The following is a 17,418-nucleotide window of genomic DNA, read 5'->3' on the forward strand; positions in this document are numbered from 1 at the left end:
AACATCAAAAAATTTAAAAATCACATCAACCTATAAAACCAGGAGTAAACGAAAATCCTTAAAAAAGAGTAGTGTAAATTAATAAACAACAAATGAAAACTAAATTATTTCTGTTATCATTATTGTTATTTCAGGGATTTTTATTGTCCCAAACCGTAACAATAGATCTGAGTACCGGTAAAAATGATGATGGTACACTGATGAATGCGCCGCCGCCGGATGTCACCGACGGAGTTTCCGTAACTGATCCGGATTGGTCAGTTGTAAGACCGGGGGAAACGACTCCGGTAAATACCAAAACCAGACATACTTATCCGGGATGGTCTTCTCCAGGCTTAACGGTTACTGGCAGTGCGTCACAAAGCAGATGGATTACGGATAAAGATGGTTGGGCTACTGCAGGAGATGGCTATTACTATTATTACAGCAAGAGTTTTACAATACCCAATGGTGCCGTTAATGCTACGCTTAATTTCCGGTCATTAAGCTTTGTGAGAAACTGGACTTATCTCGTTAGGACAGATGTTTCGCCTAATACAGAAGAATTAATTACACAGACCGCATGGATGAGTGATGGGGCTAAAGGCTGGCTAAATTCACGGAGTCCGGAAGTTTTGAATAAACCGCTTTCTGCCGGAACATACATTATAAAAGTAAAATTGTTCACAAATAATGGAGGGGTAACCAACGCTCTGAATGTTTATGGTTTGGTAGGCTATACTCCACAGTCCTGTACAAGTCCTGTACCGGAGGTAAATTCTCCTGTTACTTATTGTCAGAACACCATAGCGTCTTCGCTTTCTGCTACAGGAGCAGGATTGTTATGGTATACCACAGCTACTGGAGGAACGGGAAGTAATACAGCACCAACACCTTCTACAGCAAATTCAGGTACTACATCATATTATGTGAGCCAGACTATTGACGGCTGTGAGGGAGAAAGAGCAAAAATAGACGTTATAGTAAATGCTACTCCGGATACACCCGGAATAACGACACCTATTACTTATTGTCAGAATGATACAGCTTCTCCGCTTTCTGCCACAGGAACAGGATTATTGTGGTATACAACAGCTACAGGAGGAACGGGAAGTGCTACAGCGCCTACACCGTCAACAGCCAACTCCGGTGCAGTTTCTTACTATGTAAGCCAAACAGTAAACGGCTGCGAGAGCACAAGAGCAAAAATAGATGTGGTGGTAAATCCTCCGGCAACTTTAGCATTATCATCAGGATCCAATACACAGACGGTAGATGTAAATACACCGATTCTGCCAATTGTTTACACATTTAGTAATGCTGCAAATATAGTTGTAAACGGTCTGCCTTCAGGAGTTACAGGGGTTGTAAATAATAATACGCTTACAATTAGCGAAACACCAACGGCTGTAGGTACATTTAATTATTCAGTTGCTACAAATGGGGGATGTGGACAGATAACATTAAACGGGAAAATAGATGTTACGGCAGCAAGAGATTGGAGATTGGCGCCCAACAGTTATATTTTCGATCCTAATCTGAATAATGACGGATTTTATATTCCTGTAAAAAAAGCCTATGCGATGTGGAAAGATCAGAATGGGTTGCTAAATGATGCCACAGTTCTTAATGGTACGCCAACAGCAGAAGTTTATTGGGAAGATGTTGCCGGTATTATCCGTTCTACAAATTATAGTCTCCCAATGGAAGGATCCGGCGAGGATGCAAAAATTAAGGTAGAGATAAATAAAGCAAAAGGTGAGGGAAATGCTGTTGTAGCATTGAAAATTAATAATAAAATTGTTTGGAGCTGGCATGTTTGGGTTACAGATAATCCATCAAATGGTGTAACCTATGGAAATGTTAGAGCGGGCGCAGAGACAGCAAGTTATCTAGAAAATGGAGTGGTAAAGAAGTTTACTCCGAAGTGGATGGACAGAAATCTAGGTGCTACAAATAAAGACTTTACCGGTTATAACTGGGATAAATCCGGTGGGTTAATGTATCAGTGGGGAAGAAAAGATCCTTTTCCTGCCTTTGAATATAAAGATAGCTCGAAATACGAGATCAGTGGAACCATAGGTACAAAAAAACATTTGTATGATTATACAGGAAACGGAACAACGAATAAGATAACCAGTATGCAAAGACCTTACAGTGATATTAATAGTAATATTAAGTATTCTGTAAATAATCCTCTGGATCTCATTTTTACAAATACAGTAGCCGGACATGCATGGTTTGTTCAAAACATAGGAACAGATAATGCGACAAGAAAAAAATCTGATCTTTGGGGAGATAATTCTCAGCTTGCTATCAATACAGCAGGAAGTACTGTCAATACATACAAACCAAAAACATCTTATGATCCTTGCCCGAATAACTGGAGAGTACCGTCTTACATCAACAATACATTTGCAACAACAGTTAGCAATACTTTTTCTCCATGGGGAAGAGATTCCGGCAGTCCAGCGAATGATCTGGCATCTTTTGTTAATACTAAGCCAACCACAATTAATCAGGCTCTGAACGGAGTGAAAATTTATCCTAATTTAGGGATAGATTTTACAAATACCTATTCAGGAAGTTTTCCGAGAAATATGGGGGTTTATCCGGGTAATGGTAAGTATGTAGTAGGCTCTACCGGTGATTTTTATCATCAGGACCCTCACGAAATTATTATTCAGTCTGCAACTGTTACTGCTTCATCTACTCCTTACTCATACTTTTTTTCTGCGTATGGAGATGCGGGACAGTTTACATCAAAACCCGATCCAGCTACACCACCATACCAAAATATGATAGGTAGATATTATACCCATGCATATGAATCTAGCGCTTTGTCAGGAGCTATGGCATGCCGTTGTGTAGAAGATAAATATGCAAAAGGATATGATTTCCCGACAAGCTTCTTTACCAATGCAGCGGATGTAAATTATACGGAAGGACTTAAAGATCCGAATACATATTTAGTTACAAGAGCGACTACAGAAAGGGAAATAAAAATTCCGATTAGTAAAGCATTTTCTGTTTATAATCAATATCTTTCAGATCATGGAATGCGTGATTTCAGTAATCTTAAAGTAAACGTTTATTGGTCAGACAACAGATCTTTAATCTCTAATATCAAAGTAATTAATGCTCCAGCTAATAAGGAAAATATAAAAGACGCTTACATCTCGGTAAAAGTAGCTCCCGATCAATCCGGAAATGCGGTAGTTTCATTACATAACGGAAATGTTTCTGCTCCTGCTTACTGGAGTTGGCATATTTGGGTAACCAATACCAATGTAGATGAAGTTGCATATCAGACAGAAGATGTATTATTGCCTGCTAATGCCAATTATGTTAATTTTACAAATTCCGGAGCTCAGCCAATGAAAAATATCTTTATGGATAGAAATCTTGGTGCTACTGATGCTTTTTCGAATGTTATTAATCCAGAATCTGTAACACCGGCAGAATTAATAATGATTAATAATTCTGGCGGAATGCAGTATCAGTGGGGTAGAAAAGATCCTATACCCAGCTTTATTACTCCAGGTCTAATTGTCTCTAATGGAATGGCTGCTACAGGAAATTACAGTATTTGGACTTCATCAGGACCTGATGCCAGTGGAAATGTATATCCATCATCGTTTTCTGAACTTACGGGAAATACCTATGGAAATACCTATATCAAACGAAGAGATACAGATTATGGTAATGTTGGAATTACTAAAGCAGAAAACATCATGAATAATCTGAAATATTCTGCAGAAAATCCTTTGGCTTTTATGGTTCCGGGTACAAAATATACAAACCGTGCAAGTCTTAATGCTTTTTATGGACAAGACTGGCTGTATTCTACTCCTAACCAAATGATGGACAGATGGGGGCATGCTGCATCTAAGTCTGTATTTGATCCTTGTCCGGGAGGATGGAGAGTTCCGGATACTTCAATTGGAGTAGTGGACAATGATCCTAATGACCCGAATCATTTAGATGATAATAAAGGAAGTTCTCCATGGTATAATGGGTTTTATAAAAAGAATGCATCAGTAGATCCGTTTAGAATTCACAGTATGGGGATTGTACAGGAAGTGGATTTTGAGATTAAAAATCCAACAGATATTTATAATGGTGGTGTTCCTTATTATTTAGGCAATACGGTTAAAAATACTAGCACGGTCTATGGATATCAGTTTGGTAATTCTGCTAATACAAGTAATCCGAACCTGAAATATAAAATCGGAAACTATCCCGTAACAGGATTTAGAGGCTTTAGTAATAATGATGTGATATCTGCAGCTATGAAATTAGGTATTTCAGGAGTATGGACAGCTACACTAAGATCTGCTAATTCCTATGGAACCGCCTATAATCTGGCTTTTCTTACAAACAGTCTTACCTCATCCAAACTAGTATCAATGAATGATGCATTTATTAATCATCCGATGAATGCAATGAATGTAAGATGCGTAAAAGAGGAATCGAAATTTGGACAACTTTTAGGAACTGCTTCTAATACAGGAATTATTACAGGTACAAATCGTACAGCAAAAAATACCTTGGAAAAAAATCCGGATGTAGAAATAGATAACATTATAGATGTTTATCCAAATCCTTTTAACAGTTTCATTACGGTTAAAGGAGAAGGTCTGAAATCTTATGAATTGTATGATATATCTGGCAAACTCCTCAAACAAGGAAGTTTATTGCAGAAAACGATTAATACTAATGACTTAATTAAAGGTGAGTATCTGCTAAAAATAATAACGGATAAGAACATAATAAAGGTTAAGAAAATCATTAAAAATTAAATAAATAAACCGTCTCGTTTTTAAATGGGGCGGTTTTTATTTTGAATAATGACTTTACGTATTAAAAACTTTAGGCCAGTAACCACCCTAAAAATTTAAAACCTCTGAAAATCAAATGATTTCAGAGGTTTTTTGTACCCAGGACCGGGATCGAACCGGTACTCCTAAGAACTGGTGTTTGAGACCAGCGCGTCTACCAATTCCGCCACCTGGGCAAGTGTGTTACCTTGTTTTGAATCGGTGTGCAAATATAGAAACTTTTCTTTATTTTCCAAAGTTTTTTAAAGAAAAATTTTAAAAAATAATCTCCAAACCATCGTAGGCAAGGTGCATTCCGGATGGAAGTAGTTTATCTTCAACGTCATGCAATCCTAAATGATGACTGATGTGGGTTAAAAATAATTTTTCAGGTTTCAGTTCTTCAAATAATTTAATAACATCCGGCAAAATGAAATGGGCAGGATGGGGATCAGACTTACGGATGCAGTTTAAAATCAATATATCCAGACCTTTCAGCTTATCTTTTTCCGCTTCAGAAATAAATCCTGCATCTGTAATATAAGCAAGCTTTTTAAATTTGTAACCGAAAACGGGAATTTTAAAATGAATGACTTCAATCGGGGTAATTTCTGTATCTACAACTGTGAATGGTTTATTTTCAATTTCATGAAGTTCAAAAGCCGGAGCTCCGGGATATTTTTCGTCCGCAAACGCATAAGGAAAACGGTTTTTAACTTCGTCGGCAACTCTTGAAGAACAGTACAAAGGAATATCTTTTCCGGTTTTAAAAATAAGGGGACGCATATCATCAAGGCCGATAACATGGTCATTATGTTCATGAGTAAGCAGAGCAATATCTACATGATCTTCCTTGTGGGTAAGCATTTGCTGTCTGAAATCGGGTCCGCAGTCGATAAGGATTTTTTTGTCTTCATCGGTGGTTACCATCACAGAAGACCGAAGACGACTGTCTTTGGGATTACTTGAAGTACACACTTCACAACTGCAGCCAATCACAGGAACACCCTGCGAAGTTCCCGTTCCTAAAAATTTCAACTTCATTTTCTTTTGAGGTTGGTTTAATTTTGGTAAATTTACGAAAAATTTAATGTCCTAATGTATCAGAAACTAACTCCTAAACAAAAAGCATTAACAATTAATCTAGATCCTACTATTTATGGTACTTTCGCAGAAATTGGAGCAGGGCAGGAGACAGTCCGACACTTTTTTAGAGCAGGGGGAGCTTCCGGTACAATTGCTAAGGCGATGTCGGCTTACGACAAAGATTTTAGTGATGCCATCTACGGAAAAGAGGTAAAAAACAGATACGTTACCCAAAACAGACTTCGAAAAATGCTTCGCTATGAAGTAGCCCTTATCGAAGAAAGAATTTCCAGAGAGAGCAACCCCAACAGAAAATATTTTTCTTACGCCAATACCGTTACCACCATTAATTTCGATAAAACAGTGAAAGGTCACGGTTGGGTAGGAATCCGTTTTCAGGTAAAGGAGAACGAAGATTACAATGAAATCGTTATTCACGTAAAATTCAAGGAAAATGATGCCACGTTGCAGCAGGAAACCCTTGGAAATCTGGGGGTAAATCTTATTTTCGGAGCCTTTCATTACTACGACAATCCACGAAATTTAATAGAATCTTTATACGACGACGTTGCAAAAGACAATCTTGAAATTGATATGATCGATTTCAGCGGACCGGCTTTTGCGTATGTGGATAACAGACTGATGTCTTTACAGTTGGTTAAAAACGGAATGACGGATGCCGTGATTTTCAATTCGGAAGGGAATAATATGCTTCCTGCGGATATTTTGTACAAGAAAAATATTTTTGCGGTAAGAGGAAGCTTCAGACCTGTAACGAAGGTGAACATCGATATGCTTCAGAACGGGCTCGATATGTTCATGAAAGAAGTAACCTGTACTCAGGATGAAACTGAAGTTTTAATAGAAATTACCATTTCAAACCTTAGAGCGGACGGAGACATTAATGAAAGAGATTTTCTCGATAGGGTAGATGTTCTCGGCAAATTGGGATATACCGTAATCGTATCCAATTATTCTGAATATTACCGACTGATTGATTATTTTGCTTCCTACACAAGCGGAGAAATCGGCGTTGCAATGGGGGTGAATAACCTTTTGATGGTATTCGACGAAAAATATTATAAAAATTTATCGGGAGGAATTCTGGAAGCTTTCGGGAAATTTTTCCGAAACGGCATGAGAGTATACCTCTATCCTTATAAAGATCCGGAAACTCACGAATTACTGGATTCCGATAACCTTAAAGTGGAAGAAAACCTTAAGGAATTATATAAATATTTCAAGCATAACAACCGTATTGTAGATATTACCAATTATAATCCGGAATTTTTGGAAATTTATTCCAGAGATATCCTGAAGAAAATCGGATGCAATATGAAAGGATGGGAAAATCAGCTTCCGGAAGGAGTGGCAGAGATGATAAAAGAGCGTGGAATGTTCGGCTACAAAGAAGAACTTTCCTTAAAACAATTTTCTTAAAACAGTAAAAAAATGTCAGAATTAAAAAAACGACTTTCGTCTATTCTTGAAAGTCCGAAACATAATACAGAAGAGAAACTTCAGAAAGTGTGTCACCTTTTGGATCAGGAAATATCCTATTTCAACTGGACGGGTTTTTATTTCAAAAACGGAGATAAAGATGAGTTGAAACTGGGACCTTACGTTGGAGCTCCTACGGATCACACCATCATTCCTTACGGTAAAGGAATCTGCGGTCAGGTTGCCGTTTCCAATGAAACGTTTGTTGTTCCCGATGTACACGAAGAAAGTAATTATTTAAGCTGTTCTATCGATACCAAAGCAGAAATCGTGGTTCCAATCTTCAAAGACGGACAGAATATCGGTCAGATTGATATCGATTCTCATAAGATTGATCCTTTTACAGAAGAAGACAGAGAATTATTGGAATGGCTGTGTAACGAAGTTTCTAAAATTTTGTAAAAACTCTCGCTTTTAAAGTGTGTAAAATATAAGACTCCGGCTCGAAGAGCCGGAGTCTTTTGTATGATAGGATAGGATAGATCAAAGTTTCCTTTTGAAATGGGATCAATAGAAACAGACTTTAGTCCATTTTCATAAACAAACGAATAATTGACATCAGCCAAAACTTAGAAAATCTATAAAAAAAGAGTGAGTGCCATTCGTGAAAAAAATTAGTAAAATTCGTGTTTAAGATCAGAAATAAGTTCCTTAAAATAATTTTCGCACTTCGCAATGTGCGTTCCATACCAGGAAAAAGCCTCTCCGTCTACAATCATTATTTTTTTATCAGGATAAAACTTTTTTAGTTCCTTAATATGTTTCTCTTTAAAAGGAAAAGGTTCGGAAGACAGCATTATGAGTTCTGCTTCCGCAAGATCTTCTGTCTGAATAACAGGATAACGTTTCCGATCTTTAAAAATATTTTCAAAACCGATCTCACCCAGAATTTTATGAATAAAAGTATCGGAACCTATCGTCATATAAGGATTATTCCAAATTAAGTAGGCAACTTTTATGGGAGATTCAATTTTTGCGTGGTTGAGAACATCATAGATTTTAAGATTAAAAAGCTGTGCTTTTTCTTCCTGATGAAAGATTTTACCTAAATTTTTAAGCATATAATAATTGTCCTCAATATTTTCAACATTGGTGACGATTACCTTGAAGTCCTGCATTAAAGCTTCCACCTGTTCTTTTACATTTTCTTCCTTATTGGCTAAAATAAGATCAGGCTGTAAAGCCTTTATTTTTTCAATATTGATGTTTTTCGTACCGCCGATAACCGGTACATCTTTTACCTTTTCAGCGGGATGAATACAGAATTTCGTTCTTCCGACCACTTCTTTTTCAGTTAAACCCAAATCAAATAAAGCCTCAGTAATTGAGGGAACCAAAGAAACTACCTTCATTGTACTATTTTAGATGTCGCTTAAAATTACAAAAGTTTGCCCGTTAAGAAAAGTCCTGCAACAGAAAAATAAATGATTAATCCTGTTACATCCACCAACGTTGCCACAAAAGGAGCGGAAGAAGTTGCCGGATCGAGTTTTAATTTTTTAAGAATAAAAGGAACCATAGAACCCGAAAGTGTTCCCCAAAGGACGATCATCACCAGAGAAACGCCTACACTTAACCCTACAAAAGCCCAGTGAATTCCGTAGTCGAAAAAACCTGCTTTATGCCAGATCATAATTCTCAGGAAACCGATGATTCCTAAAATACCGCCCAATGATAAACCTGTGAAAATTTCTTTTCTCATCACGTACCACCAGTCTTTTAAAGTAATTTCCTGAAGTGCCATTGCTCTGATAATCAGAGTTGCAGCCTGTGAACCGGAATTTCCTCCGCTGGAAATAATCAAAGGAACAAAAAGTGCGAGAACAACCGCTTTCTGAATTTCATCCTCAAAATAGCCCATCGCCGAAGCCGTAAGCATTTCAGAGAAAAATAAAATAATCAGCCACATTCCTCTCTTTTTTACCATTTCGATTAGAGAAGTCTGCGTGTAAGGAACGTCCAAAGCTTCCAATCCCCCGAATTTCTGGATATCTTCCGTATTCTGCTGTTCGATCTGGTCGAGAATATCATCAATCGTTACAATTCCTACCAGAACTCCCGCTTCTGTAATAATAGGAAGTGCAGCACGGTCGTATTTTTCGAAATATTGTACAGCATCCTCTTTAGTCGTCGTTGTGGTAATCGCAACAAAATGATTATCCGTAATTTCTGAAACCAAAGTTTCTTCTTCTGCCAACAAAAGACTTCCCAAAGCAATATCATCGATCAGCCGGTTTCTTTCGTCCACAACGTAGAGATAATTCATCGTCTCTACCTTACTTCCCACTTTTTTAATCTGCTGAAGACATCTTTTAATTGTCCATTCTTTACGGATCTGGATGTAATAAGGCGTCATAAGACGGGCAATAGAATCAGAATCGTAGCCTAATAATTTAAGGGCTATTCTGCGTTCCTGTGGATTAAGATGATTGATGGAATACTTAATAAGCTCATCCGGAAAATCCTCAAAAAGAGCTGTTCTGTCATCCGGCGTCATCGCATTCAGGATTTCTGAAACCTCATCGCTCCCGATACTTCTGATCGTTTCTTCCTGAAAATCGGGATCAAGATGCGAAAAAACATCTGCTTTGTATTCTTTCGGAACTTTCAGAAATGCCAAAAGCCTCTCATCTGCGTGAAGTTCGCTAAGAGTTTCGGCAATATCGGCAGGGTTGAAGATAAGTTCGTCTTTAGAATTCAAAACGTCAAATTTTTAAGAGTAGTGCAAAAATAACCCAAATTTTTAAAATTGCCCAAAGAACTGCAAAATTTAAGGATTATTTAAATTTCTGAGAATAAAAAAAGCATCTGCAAAAAAGCGGATGCTTTGAAAAAATTAAATTTCAAAAGTAATAGATTATTGTTTTTTTACGGCATTGCTGAACTTTACCATTCAGCATGCATTCTCAAACACTAAGGTTCAATGCATGCATACATATAACACGCATAATTGCAGCAGTATCCACCGAAGCAATGCGAATTTTTCGTGCACTGTACCAAAGCGGCTCCATTGATTTTCTCCTGCTCCTTTCTTGTTAGTTTCTTTAGATTTTTCATAACAATCTTTTTGGGTTAAACTTCTGGACAGTTGTAGTAGACACAAACATTTTGACAGCAGGATCCTCCCGGACATTCAAAATGGTAATGACATTTCTGAAGACCTCCGCCGTTGATCTTTTCCTGCTCTTTTCTGGTGAGCTTTTTCAGGTTTGAATTTTTCATATTATTTAGATTTAATGTAAGCTAAAAATACAAAAAAGGTTTTAATTATTCACCTATAAATGAAAATTAAGTGATTTTAATTCGTTGGATTACCGATGAATATATTTAAATAAAAACAATTCAATAAAAAAGCACCTGCAAAAACTGCAAATGCTAAGAAATTTCAATTGAGATAGTTTGAATGAATTGTTTCAGACTAAATTAATAAAATATTTTTAATTATTCACACAGGGATGAATTTAATTTTATAAGATTCAATGATTTGCATGATAGTTTTAACTGCCGGAAATTAAAATCCGGATTCTGCAGAAGGTTTAATTTTTTTTAGCTGTTTTAAAATTCCTTTGATGGCTCCGTTGGTTCCTATTTTTACAGAATTTACAGTAGAACCAAGCAATCTCATGTTCTTTTTATACGTGTCATAATCCGTTTCGGTAACCAGATTGCCTTCTGCATCAAATAGTTTCATGCTTACCACGACCTGATTGGAAAAAACATATTTTCCGATTCCCACTTTGAAATATTTTACTTTCGGAACAATGGCAAAATCGGCATCGTTGTTTTTACAGTAATCCCAAACGGTCTGCTTGTCGATGCTGTCAAAAGAAATCTGGGTTTCCGTTCTCAGCATTTTGTTTTTTCTTTCGCTTAAATTATCAGAAACTGCGCTGAAGAAAGCCGTATTGGTAGGTTCTTTAATTTCCTGAAGGTCGGGTTCTACCTCAGGATTGAAATATAAAACTTTTTTGATCTTGTTTTCATGGCTTTTCTGAGCTTTTAATAAAGAAAAACCTGCAAAAAGAGCTAAAGTAAAGGTGGTAAATGTTATTAATTTTCTCATCACTAAATTCGTATGCAAAATTACTGCCTTTTAGTGGGGTAGCATAATTTTTTTAAGAAATTTTTAACATTTTTTTCTATCAAAATCAATAAATGAAATCAATAATGTTGGCAGAATAAAAAAATAGTCGTACTTTTGCACCCGTTACATAATAATCATTAAACAATATTGGAATGTACTTAACAACAGAAAAAAAGCAGGAAATTTTCGCAAAACACGGAAAATCTGCACAGGACACAGGAACTGCTGAAGGGCAAATTGCACTTTTCACTTTCAGAATCAACCACCTTTCTGCTCATTTAAAGAGCAATCACAAAGATTACAACACAGAAAGATCTTTGGTGAAACTGGTAGGTAAAAGAAAAAGTTTATTAGATTACCTTAAAAATAAGGATATCGCAAGATACAGAGCAATTATTGCTGAATTAGGTTTAAGAAAATAATCTACAAAGATTTTCACATAAAAAGCAATCTCGGAAGAGGTTGCTTTTTTGTTTTCGTAATCAGAAGTGGTTTTCGGTGCAGAATATATGGAAATTATGGGATAGACAGGTAAGATTTTACAGACAAAAATTTAAAAAAATCATTATAATACATTATCTTTGCAAACGAAAATTTAGACGAAATATAATTAATTAAAGTACTCAATACGGAGTACAACACAAAACAATTTATGAGTGTACCTCAAGCAATTACAGAGCTGATTACTCTTGCAGACGGCAGAGAAATCACAATTGAAACAGGTAAATTAGCTAAGCAAGCTGACGGATCTGTAGTCGTAAAAATGGGCGGAACAATGCTTTTAGCAACTGTTGTAGCCAACAAAGAAGCCAATCCTGGTGTAGATTTTTTACCTTTAACAGTAGATTACAGAGAAAAATTCTATGCAGGCGGTAAAATCCCCGGAAACTTTTTCAGAAGAGAAGCAAGACCATCTGATCAGGAAATCCTTACGATGCGTTTGGTAGACAGAGTTTTGAGACCTTTGTTCCCTGAAGATTTCCATGCGGAAGTTCAGGTAATGATTTCATTAATTTCTTATGACGGACAGTCGATTCCTGATGATTTAGCAGGTTTGGCGGCGTCTGCAGCGATTGCTATTACAGATATTCCTTTCAACGGACCGATGTCTGAAGTACGAGTGGTAAGAATTGACGGTGAGCTTTCTATTAATCCTAAATTCGAAGATCTTAAGAATTCTGATCTTGATATTATGGTGGGAGCTACTAAAGATTCTATCGTAATGGTGGAAGGTGAAATGAAAGAAATCTCTGAGCAGGAAATGCTGGAAGCAATCACTTTCGCTCACGCTGAAATTAAAAAACAAGTTGAAGCTCAGGAAAGATTAGCTGAAAAAGTAGGAAAATCATTCCCGAAAAGAGAATATTCTCACGAAACTCATGACGAGGAAATCCGTGAAAAAGTTTGGAAAGAAACTTACGATAAAGTATATGAAGTAGCGAAAACTCCTTCAGGCAAAGAAGAAAGAGGCGAAAAATTCAAGGCGATCCGTGAAGAATTCCTTGCTCAGTATGCAGAAGATGCAGAAGAGCTTGAAAGAGTAACTCCTTTCGTAAAAGTATATTACCACGATGTGGAAAAAGAAGCGATGCGTCAGATGATTTTGAATGATAAAATCCGTCTTGATGGTCGTGATCCTGAAACGATTCGTCCGATCTGGAGCGAAATCGATTATTTACCGGGAGCGCACGGTTCTGCAATTTTCACAAGAGGTGAAACGCAATCTTTAACGGCTGTAACTTTAGGTTCGGTAAAAGATGCGAACATGGTAGACAGCGTAATGGCAAACTATGACGAAAGATTCTTCTTACATTATAACTTCCCGCCGTTCTCAACGGGTGAAGCCAGACCTTTGAGAGGAACTTCAAGAAGAGAGGTTGGTCACGGAAACCTTGCTCAGAGAGCTTTGGCAAATATGATCCCTGAAGAAAATCCTTATACGATCCGTATCGTTTCTGATATTTTAGAATCAAACGGTTCTTCTTCAATGGCGACAGTTTGTGCCGGAACATTGGCATTGATGGATGCGGGGATTCAGATTACAAAACCAGTTTCAGGTATTGCGATGGGGTTGGTAACTGATGTAAAATCAGGGAAATTCACGGTACTTTCTGATATCTTAGGAGACGAAGATCATTTAGGTGATATGGACTTTAAGGTAACAGGAACTGCAGACGGAATCACAGCTTGTCAGATGGATATCAAAATCCAGGGATTATCAATGGATATTATGGAGAAAGCGCTTTTACAGGCTAAAGACGGAAGAATCCATATCTTAAATAAAATTACTGAAACAATTGCTGCTCCAAGAGAAGATGTGAAACCTCACGCTCCGAAAATGGTAATGATGGAAATTCCTAAAGATTTCATCGGTGCTGTAATCGGACCTGGTGGAAAAATCATTCAGCAAATGCAGAAGGATACAGATACTGTTATTGCAATTGAAGAAATTGGAGAAATCGGAAGAATCGAAATTTCCGGTGTCAGCAGAGAAAAAATCAACGAGGCGATTGCAAAAATCAATGAGATTACTTTTGTTCCTGTAGTAGGGGAAGTTTACAAAGGTAAGGTTGTGAAGGTAATGGATTTCGGTGCTTTCGTAGCGATTGCTAAAGGTACTGAAGGTCTTCTTCATATTTCTGAGATCGAATGGGCTCGTTTAGACAAAGTTCCTTATAACGAAGGTGATGAAGTGGAAGTGAAATTTATGGGTTATGATGACCGTAAGAAAATGAAGCTTTCCAGAAAAGTTTTGTTGCCAAGACCTCCAAGACCTGAGAAGAAAGAAGGTGAACAAAGAGGACCAAGACCGGAAGGACAGAACAACAGATCTGAAAGACCAAACAGACCGGAAGGACAGAGAAGACCGGAAGGTGAAAAACCTGCGGGAGATAATAATCCTTCATCTGAAGCTTAAGATTATTCTGATATTAACAGATATGAAAACCACCGGATTTCCGGTGGTTTTTTTATGGGGTTTGTCGGTGGAGATAGGGAAAATGAGGTTTCAGATTGCGTTGTGATGATATCGGAGGGGTGATATTGAACTCCTTCGGAGTTCTGTTATTGTGGGGGATGTGTCTTTCTACACAGATATTGCTCCTACGGAGCAGTTTAAGGAAGAATTATATATTTGACTTTAAAGTTTAAATTGAAGGAATAAAGAATATTGTTTACAGTTGAAAAAATATAAGTTTCAGGTGATCGAACATAACTTTCAGGAGTAAGAATATTGTTTACAGTTGAAAGAATGTAAGTTTCAGTTGATCGAACATAACTTTCAGGAACAAGAATATTGTTTACAGTTGGAAGAATATAAGTTTCAGTTGCTTTAATATAACTTTCAGGAACAAGAATATTGTTTACAGTTGGAAGAATATAAGTTTCAGTTGCTTTAATATAACTTTCAGGAGCAAGAATATTGTTTACAGTTGGAAGAATATATGTTTCAGTTGATCGAATATAACTTTCAGGAGTAAGAATATTGTTTACAGTTGGAAGAATATAACTTTCAGTTGCTCCAATATAACTTTTAGCGATCAAAATATAAAAAATATCCTGACTGAATATTCGTCAGGATGTTTTTATTTTAGTTGTTAACTTTTACAAAAAGATTTCTGGTTTTAATCCTCTGTTCTTTAGAAGGATGTTATTCTGTTATCATCGAAAATTTAATTGCCGCTACATTGCTGTATTCGGGAGAGGTGGCTCCGTAAAGGCTTTTTACATATTTTTTTACGTTCTGGACGATGGGATAGAGTCCGGTTCCTTCTGCATACAGTATTCTGTTTCTTTCGATGAACTTGAGGTTAAGTTCTGCTTCGGTCTGGTCTACTGCCTGAGTGGTGGTTACCAATGATTGTTTGTAGGTATTAAGGGTTGTTAGTTTCAGTTCTTCTTCATCCGGTGTGTAGGAGGGAATGGTTTCGAGCAACTGTACAAGAATGCCGAAGTTTTCAGCTTGCTGGGTGTAAGACTGTCGGGAAGAGGAAATGATTTTGGGTGCTTCTTTGCCTTCCTCGGGTACGGCAGCGGGTTTCTTTTTTGCCCCCTGTATGGTGCGGTTCAATGATTTTGCCTGATTTAAGGTTCCCTGTGATAACCCGAGAATTTCTAAACGGTTGGTAATTCGGGTACAGTTTGTTTTCAGGTTTTTGAATGCGTCCTGACGCAAAGCGATGGCATTTTTGTTGGCATTGCGTTTTTCCTCGACTTCCGTAAGTTTCGCATTGGCAGTGGTGTACAGGTTCTGGAGACTATCGATGGTAAGCTCGGGAACCGGCGGATTGTAAAGGGGATAAACGGAAATCTGCTGAATTAATTTTTGCAGGTTCGCCACATTTTTGGCGTGCCCTATTTCTGATCTTGAAGACATAAATGTTTGTGTTTTTTTAAATTCTTTCAAATTTAAAATTTATTTTGAAATGGTCATTATTTTTCGGTAAATATTTTGTAGTCAGGATATTATGTTAAATTTTAAAATAAAAAACCCTCGCGGTGAGGCGAGGGGGATGTTTTGAAAGTAGAGCTTGTAAAATCTGTTTTTGAGTTTTAAATTATTATTGCACAAAGTCGGGAGACTTTGCAAAGCAGGGTATTGTTTCCTCTTGTTCATTGACATCTTTCAGCCTGTTTTTTAGCTGTTTTCCAAGTTAAAACTTATTGCTTCTTTTATTAATTCATTTAAGTCATTCCATTGATTACATTTTTTTAGATAGAATGGTTCCATCCAGTCATAATTTTTTATTATGCAAACGCTAAAATATCCTTCAATATCCGATGAAGGATACCATCCAACATCTAATACATTGCCGTTTGCCAATTCAACTTGCAGCAAATCTTCTTTTAAATCGTCAATATTATTTTCAATGCCCAGCGATATATTTATTGTACTTAAGTCATCGAATACTATTTTACCTTTATCTCCGATTGTTTCTTTTATGTTGAATGATTTCATTATCAATTAATTTAAATAACCCGTTTCGTAAAGTCTTCAGACTTTGTGAAGTGAAAGTTTATTGTTTAAGATAGTTTAACTTCTAAATTATTTATTTCTTAATAATTCATCAATAATATCTTTTTTGAATTTGGAAAAAGGTCGTTTATGATAATCTTCTTCTTTAGTTTCTATACCAAAAACCATTCTATATGCTTCTTCTTTAGACATTGAGAATTCTCTTGTGAATGTTTTATTTAATAAAATATTTAAATAATTTTGAGAGTACTTATAACGTAAGTCTAATAAGTCTTTAAGTTCTCTATCGGATTGAGCTTCATAAATCTTATCAATTTTATTAAATGCAATGGTGTTTTTTGCTTTTTCACTAGTTGATTTTATAATTGCCTTTGGTTGATTAAGAGAGGTGAAAAAATAACTAAAAGAAAATGTAGAAGTTTTATCTTCTAAATATGGATGATTAATATTTTGTAAGGCATTATCCCAGCCTCCCTCTGGGGCATTGTTATGTTTTATATGATTGCAAGAATGGCAACTAGGAATTAAATTATAAAAACTTAATGCTAGAATGGGGTAGGTCTCTTTGGGAAACCAATGATCTAACTCAGCACGAGCATTATTTAAATTATCTAAATCTAAAGTATAATTTTTATTACAATATATACAGGTGTCAATTCCTAATAAGTTTAAAAACTCTTTATTCGGAAAGTTTTTATAGCCAGTCTGAATAAAAAAGCTTTTTATTAATTTTAATTGATAAGTTGATATTCTTTTCTTTTCAAATTCTTGACTTATTTGTAACAATCTGTCGGGTCTAGCACTTATCAATTCATATTTGTATTTATCTAAAAAAACTAGAAATTCTTTAGAAAGCTTCTTTTGAATTTTTTTTCTTAGAATATATCCTTTATTAATAGTTTCTTCAAAGAGTTTAAGAATTTTTTCCCTGTGGAATTCAATTGCTTCTTTTGTTGGATTTATATGTAGCATGC

At 36.3% G+C, this 17,418-nt stretch carries 15 protein-coding genes and 1 tRNA gene; 5 read left to right on the plus strand and 11 right to left on the minus strand.

What is annotated here, in order from left to right:
- The first annotated feature begins 92 nt into the window (after window positions 1-92).
- Window positions 93-4,781, plus strand: coding sequence for an Ig-like domain-containing protein (locus BW951_RS18350; protein ID WP_084196483.1), 4,689 nt, complete (start codon window positions 93-95; stop codon window positions 4,779-4,781).
- 135 nt (window positions 4,782-4,916) lie between these two features.
- Here the strand turns inward: BW951_RS18350 and BW951_RS18355 are convergent.
- Window positions 4,917-4,996, minus strand: a tRNA-Leu gene (locus tag BW951_RS18355).
- Window positions 4,997-5,075: 79 nt separating this feature from the next.
- Window positions 5,076-5,843, minus strand: a complete 768-nt coding sequence (locus tag BW951_RS18360; protein ID WP_076395409.1) for an MBL fold metallo-hydrolase — start codon at window positions 5,841-5,843, stop codon at window positions 5,076-5,078.
- A 54-nt stretch (window positions 5,844-5,897) separates the two neighbouring features.
- Here BW951_RS18360 and BW951_RS18365 point away from each other — a divergent pair, with 54 nt between their 5' ends.
- Together BW951_RS18365 and BW951_RS18370 are read left to right on the plus strand one after the other, a co-directional pair.
- Complete coding sequence (locus tag BW951_RS18365) at window positions 5,898-7,325, plus strand: nicotinate-nucleotide adenylyltransferase (RefSeq protein ID WP_076395411.1); 1,428 nt, start codon at window positions 5,898-5,900, stop codon at window positions 7,323-7,325.
- Window positions 7,326-7,337: 12 nt separating this feature from the next.
- Window positions 7,338-7,787 carry a GAF domain-containing protein gene (locus BW951_RS18370; RefSeq protein WP_076395413.1) on the plus strand — a complete coding sequence of 150 codons (450 nt, stop codon included), beginning with the start codon at window positions 7,338-7,340 and terminating at the stop codon, window positions 7,785-7,787.
- 212 nt (window positions 7,788-7,999) lie between these two features.
- Here the strand turns inward: BW951_RS18370 and BW951_RS18375 are convergent, their stop codons facing one another.
- From BW951_RS18375 to BW951_RS18385, 5 genes are all read right to left on the minus strand, one after another.
- A complete protein-coding gene (locus tag BW951_RS18375; protein WP_076395415.1) occupies window positions 8,000-8,737 on the minus strand; it encodes an ABC transporter substrate-binding protein in 738 nt (245 codons plus the stop codon).
- 26 nt (window positions 8,738-8,763) lie between these two features.
- Window positions 8,764-10,086, minus strand: a complete 1,323-nt coding sequence (gene mgtE / locus BW951_RS18380; protein ID WP_076395417.1) for a magnesium transporter — start codon at window positions 10,084-10,086, stop codon at window positions 8,764-8,766.
- Between the two features lie 212 nt (window positions 10,087-10,298).
- Entirely contained in the window at window positions 10,299-10,442 is a 144-nt protein-coding gene (locus BW951_RS22890; protein ID WP_165796558.1) for a bacteriocin-like protein, read from the minus strand.
- A gap of 15 nt (window positions 10,443-10,457) precedes the next feature.
- Window positions 10,458-10,607: a hypothetical protein gene (locus BW951_RS22895; protein ID WP_157967233.1), complete on the minus strand. Its 150-nt coding sequence runs from the start codon at window positions 10,605-10,607 to the stop codon at window positions 10,458-10,460.
- A gap of 289 nt (window positions 10,608-10,896) precedes the next feature.
- Entirely contained in the window at window positions 10,897-11,448 is a 552-nt protein-coding gene (locus BW951_RS18385; protein WP_076395419.1) for a pyruvate decarboxylase, read from the minus strand.
- 173 nt (window positions 11,449-11,621) lie between these two features.
- On the opposite strand from BW951_RS18385, the gene rpsO reads away from it, so the two are divergent.
- Both rpsO and BW951_RS18395 read left to right on the plus strand, forming a co-directional pair.
- Window positions 11,622-11,891 carry a 30S ribosomal protein S15 gene (gene rpsO / locus BW951_RS18390; protein ID WP_076395421.1) on the plus strand — a complete coding sequence of 90 codons (270 nt, stop codon included), beginning with the start codon at window positions 11,622-11,624 and terminating at the stop codon, window positions 11,889-11,891.
- Between the two features lie 230 nt (window positions 11,892-12,121).
- The gene (locus BW951_RS18395) at window positions 12,122-14,386 is read left to right on the plus strand and encodes a polyribonucleotide nucleotidyltransferase (protein WP_076395423.1); all 2,265 of its coding nucleotides are present in this window, start codon (window positions 12,122-12,124) and stop codon (window positions 14,384-14,386) included.
- Between the two features lie 197 nt (window positions 14,387-14,583).
- Here the strand turns inward: BW951_RS18395 and BW951_RS18400 are convergent, their stop codons facing one another.
- From BW951_RS18400 to BW951_RS18415, 4 genes are all read right to left on the minus strand, one after another.
- A complete protein-coding gene (locus tag BW951_RS18400) occupies window positions 14,584-15,012 on the minus strand; it encodes a hypothetical protein (RefSeq protein WP_076395425.1) in 429 nt (142 codons plus the stop codon).
- Window positions 15,013-15,118: 106 nt separating this feature from the next.
- Window positions 15,119-15,844, minus strand: coding sequence for a hypothetical protein (locus BW951_RS18405; protein WP_076395427.1), 726 nt, complete (start codon window positions 15,842-15,844; stop codon window positions 15,119-15,121).
- Between the two features lie 261 nt (window positions 15,845-16,105).
- Window positions 16,106-16,426, minus strand: a complete 321-nt coding sequence (locus BW951_RS18410; RefSeq protein ID WP_076395429.1) for a hypothetical protein — start codon at window positions 16,424-16,426, stop codon at window positions 16,106-16,108.
- Window positions 16,427-16,513: 87 nt separating this feature from the next.
- Window positions 16,514-17,416: an HNH endonuclease family protein gene (locus tag BW951_RS18415; RefSeq protein WP_076395431.1), complete on the minus strand. Its 903-nt coding sequence runs from the start codon at window positions 17,414-17,416 to the stop codon at window positions 16,514-16,516.
- Between the last annotated feature and the right edge of the window lie 2 nt (window positions 17,417-17,418).

The organism is Chryseobacterium gambrini (assembly GCF_900156825.1).
Lineage (GTDB): Bacteria > Bacteroidota > Bacteroidia > Flavobacteriales > Weeksellaceae > Chryseobacterium > Chryseobacterium gambrini.

What these genes read in the sequence shown, in the direction of transcription:
- BW951_RS18350 (WP_084196483.1), top strand. Translation starts at nt 93, where the DNA reads ATGAAAACTAAATTATTTCTGTTATCATTATTGTTATTTCAGGGATTT.
- BW951_RS18360 (WP_076395409.1), bottom strand. Translation starts at nt 5,843, where the DNA reads ATGAAGTTGAAATTTTTAGGAACGGGAACTTCGCAGGGTGTTCCTGTG.
- BW951_RS18365 (WP_076395411.1), top strand. Translation starts at nt 5,898, where the DNA reads ATGTATCAGAAACTAACTCCTAAACAAAAAGCATTAACAATTAATCTA.
- BW951_RS18370 (WP_076395413.1), top strand. Translation starts at nt 7,338, where the DNA reads ATGTCAGAATTAAAAAAACGACTTTCGTCTATTCTTGAAAGTCCGAAA.
- BW951_RS18375 (WP_076395415.1), bottom strand. Translation starts at nt 8,737, where the DNA reads ATGAAGGTAGTTTCTTTGGTTCCCTCAATTACTGAGGCTTTATTTGAT.
- BW951_RS22890 (WP_165796558.1), bottom strand. Translation starts at nt 10,442, where the DNA reads ATGAAAAATCTAAAGAAACTAACAAGAAAGGAGCAGGAGAAAATCAAT.
- BW951_RS22895 (WP_157967233.1), bottom strand. Translation starts at nt 10,607, where the DNA reads ATGAAAAATTCAAACCTGAAAAAGCTCACCAGAAAAGAGCAGGAAAAG.
- BW951_RS18385 (WP_076395419.1), bottom strand. Translation starts at nt 11,448, where the DNA reads ATGAGAAAATTAATAACATTTACCACCTTTACTTTAGCTCTTTTTGCA.
- rpsO (WP_076395421.1), top strand. Translation starts at nt 11,622, where the DNA reads ATGTACTTAACAACAGAAAAAAAGCAGGAAATTTTCGCAAAACACGGA.
- BW951_RS18395 (WP_076395423.1), top strand. Translation starts at nt 12,122, where the DNA reads ATGAGTGTACCTCAAGCAATTACAGAGCTGATTACTCTTGCAGACGGC.
- BW951_RS18405 (WP_076395427.1), bottom strand. Translation starts at nt 15,844, where the DNA reads ATGTCTTCAAGATCAGAAATAGGGCACGCCAAAAATGTGGCGAACCTG.
- BW951_RS18410 (WP_076395429.1), bottom strand. Translation starts at nt 16,426, where the DNA reads ATGAAATCATTCAACATAAAAGAAACAATCGGAGATAAAGGTAAAATA.
- BW951_RS18415 (WP_076395431.1), bottom strand. Translation starts at nt 17,416, where the DNA reads ATGCTACATATAAATCCAACAAAAGAAGCAATTGAATTCCACAGGGAA.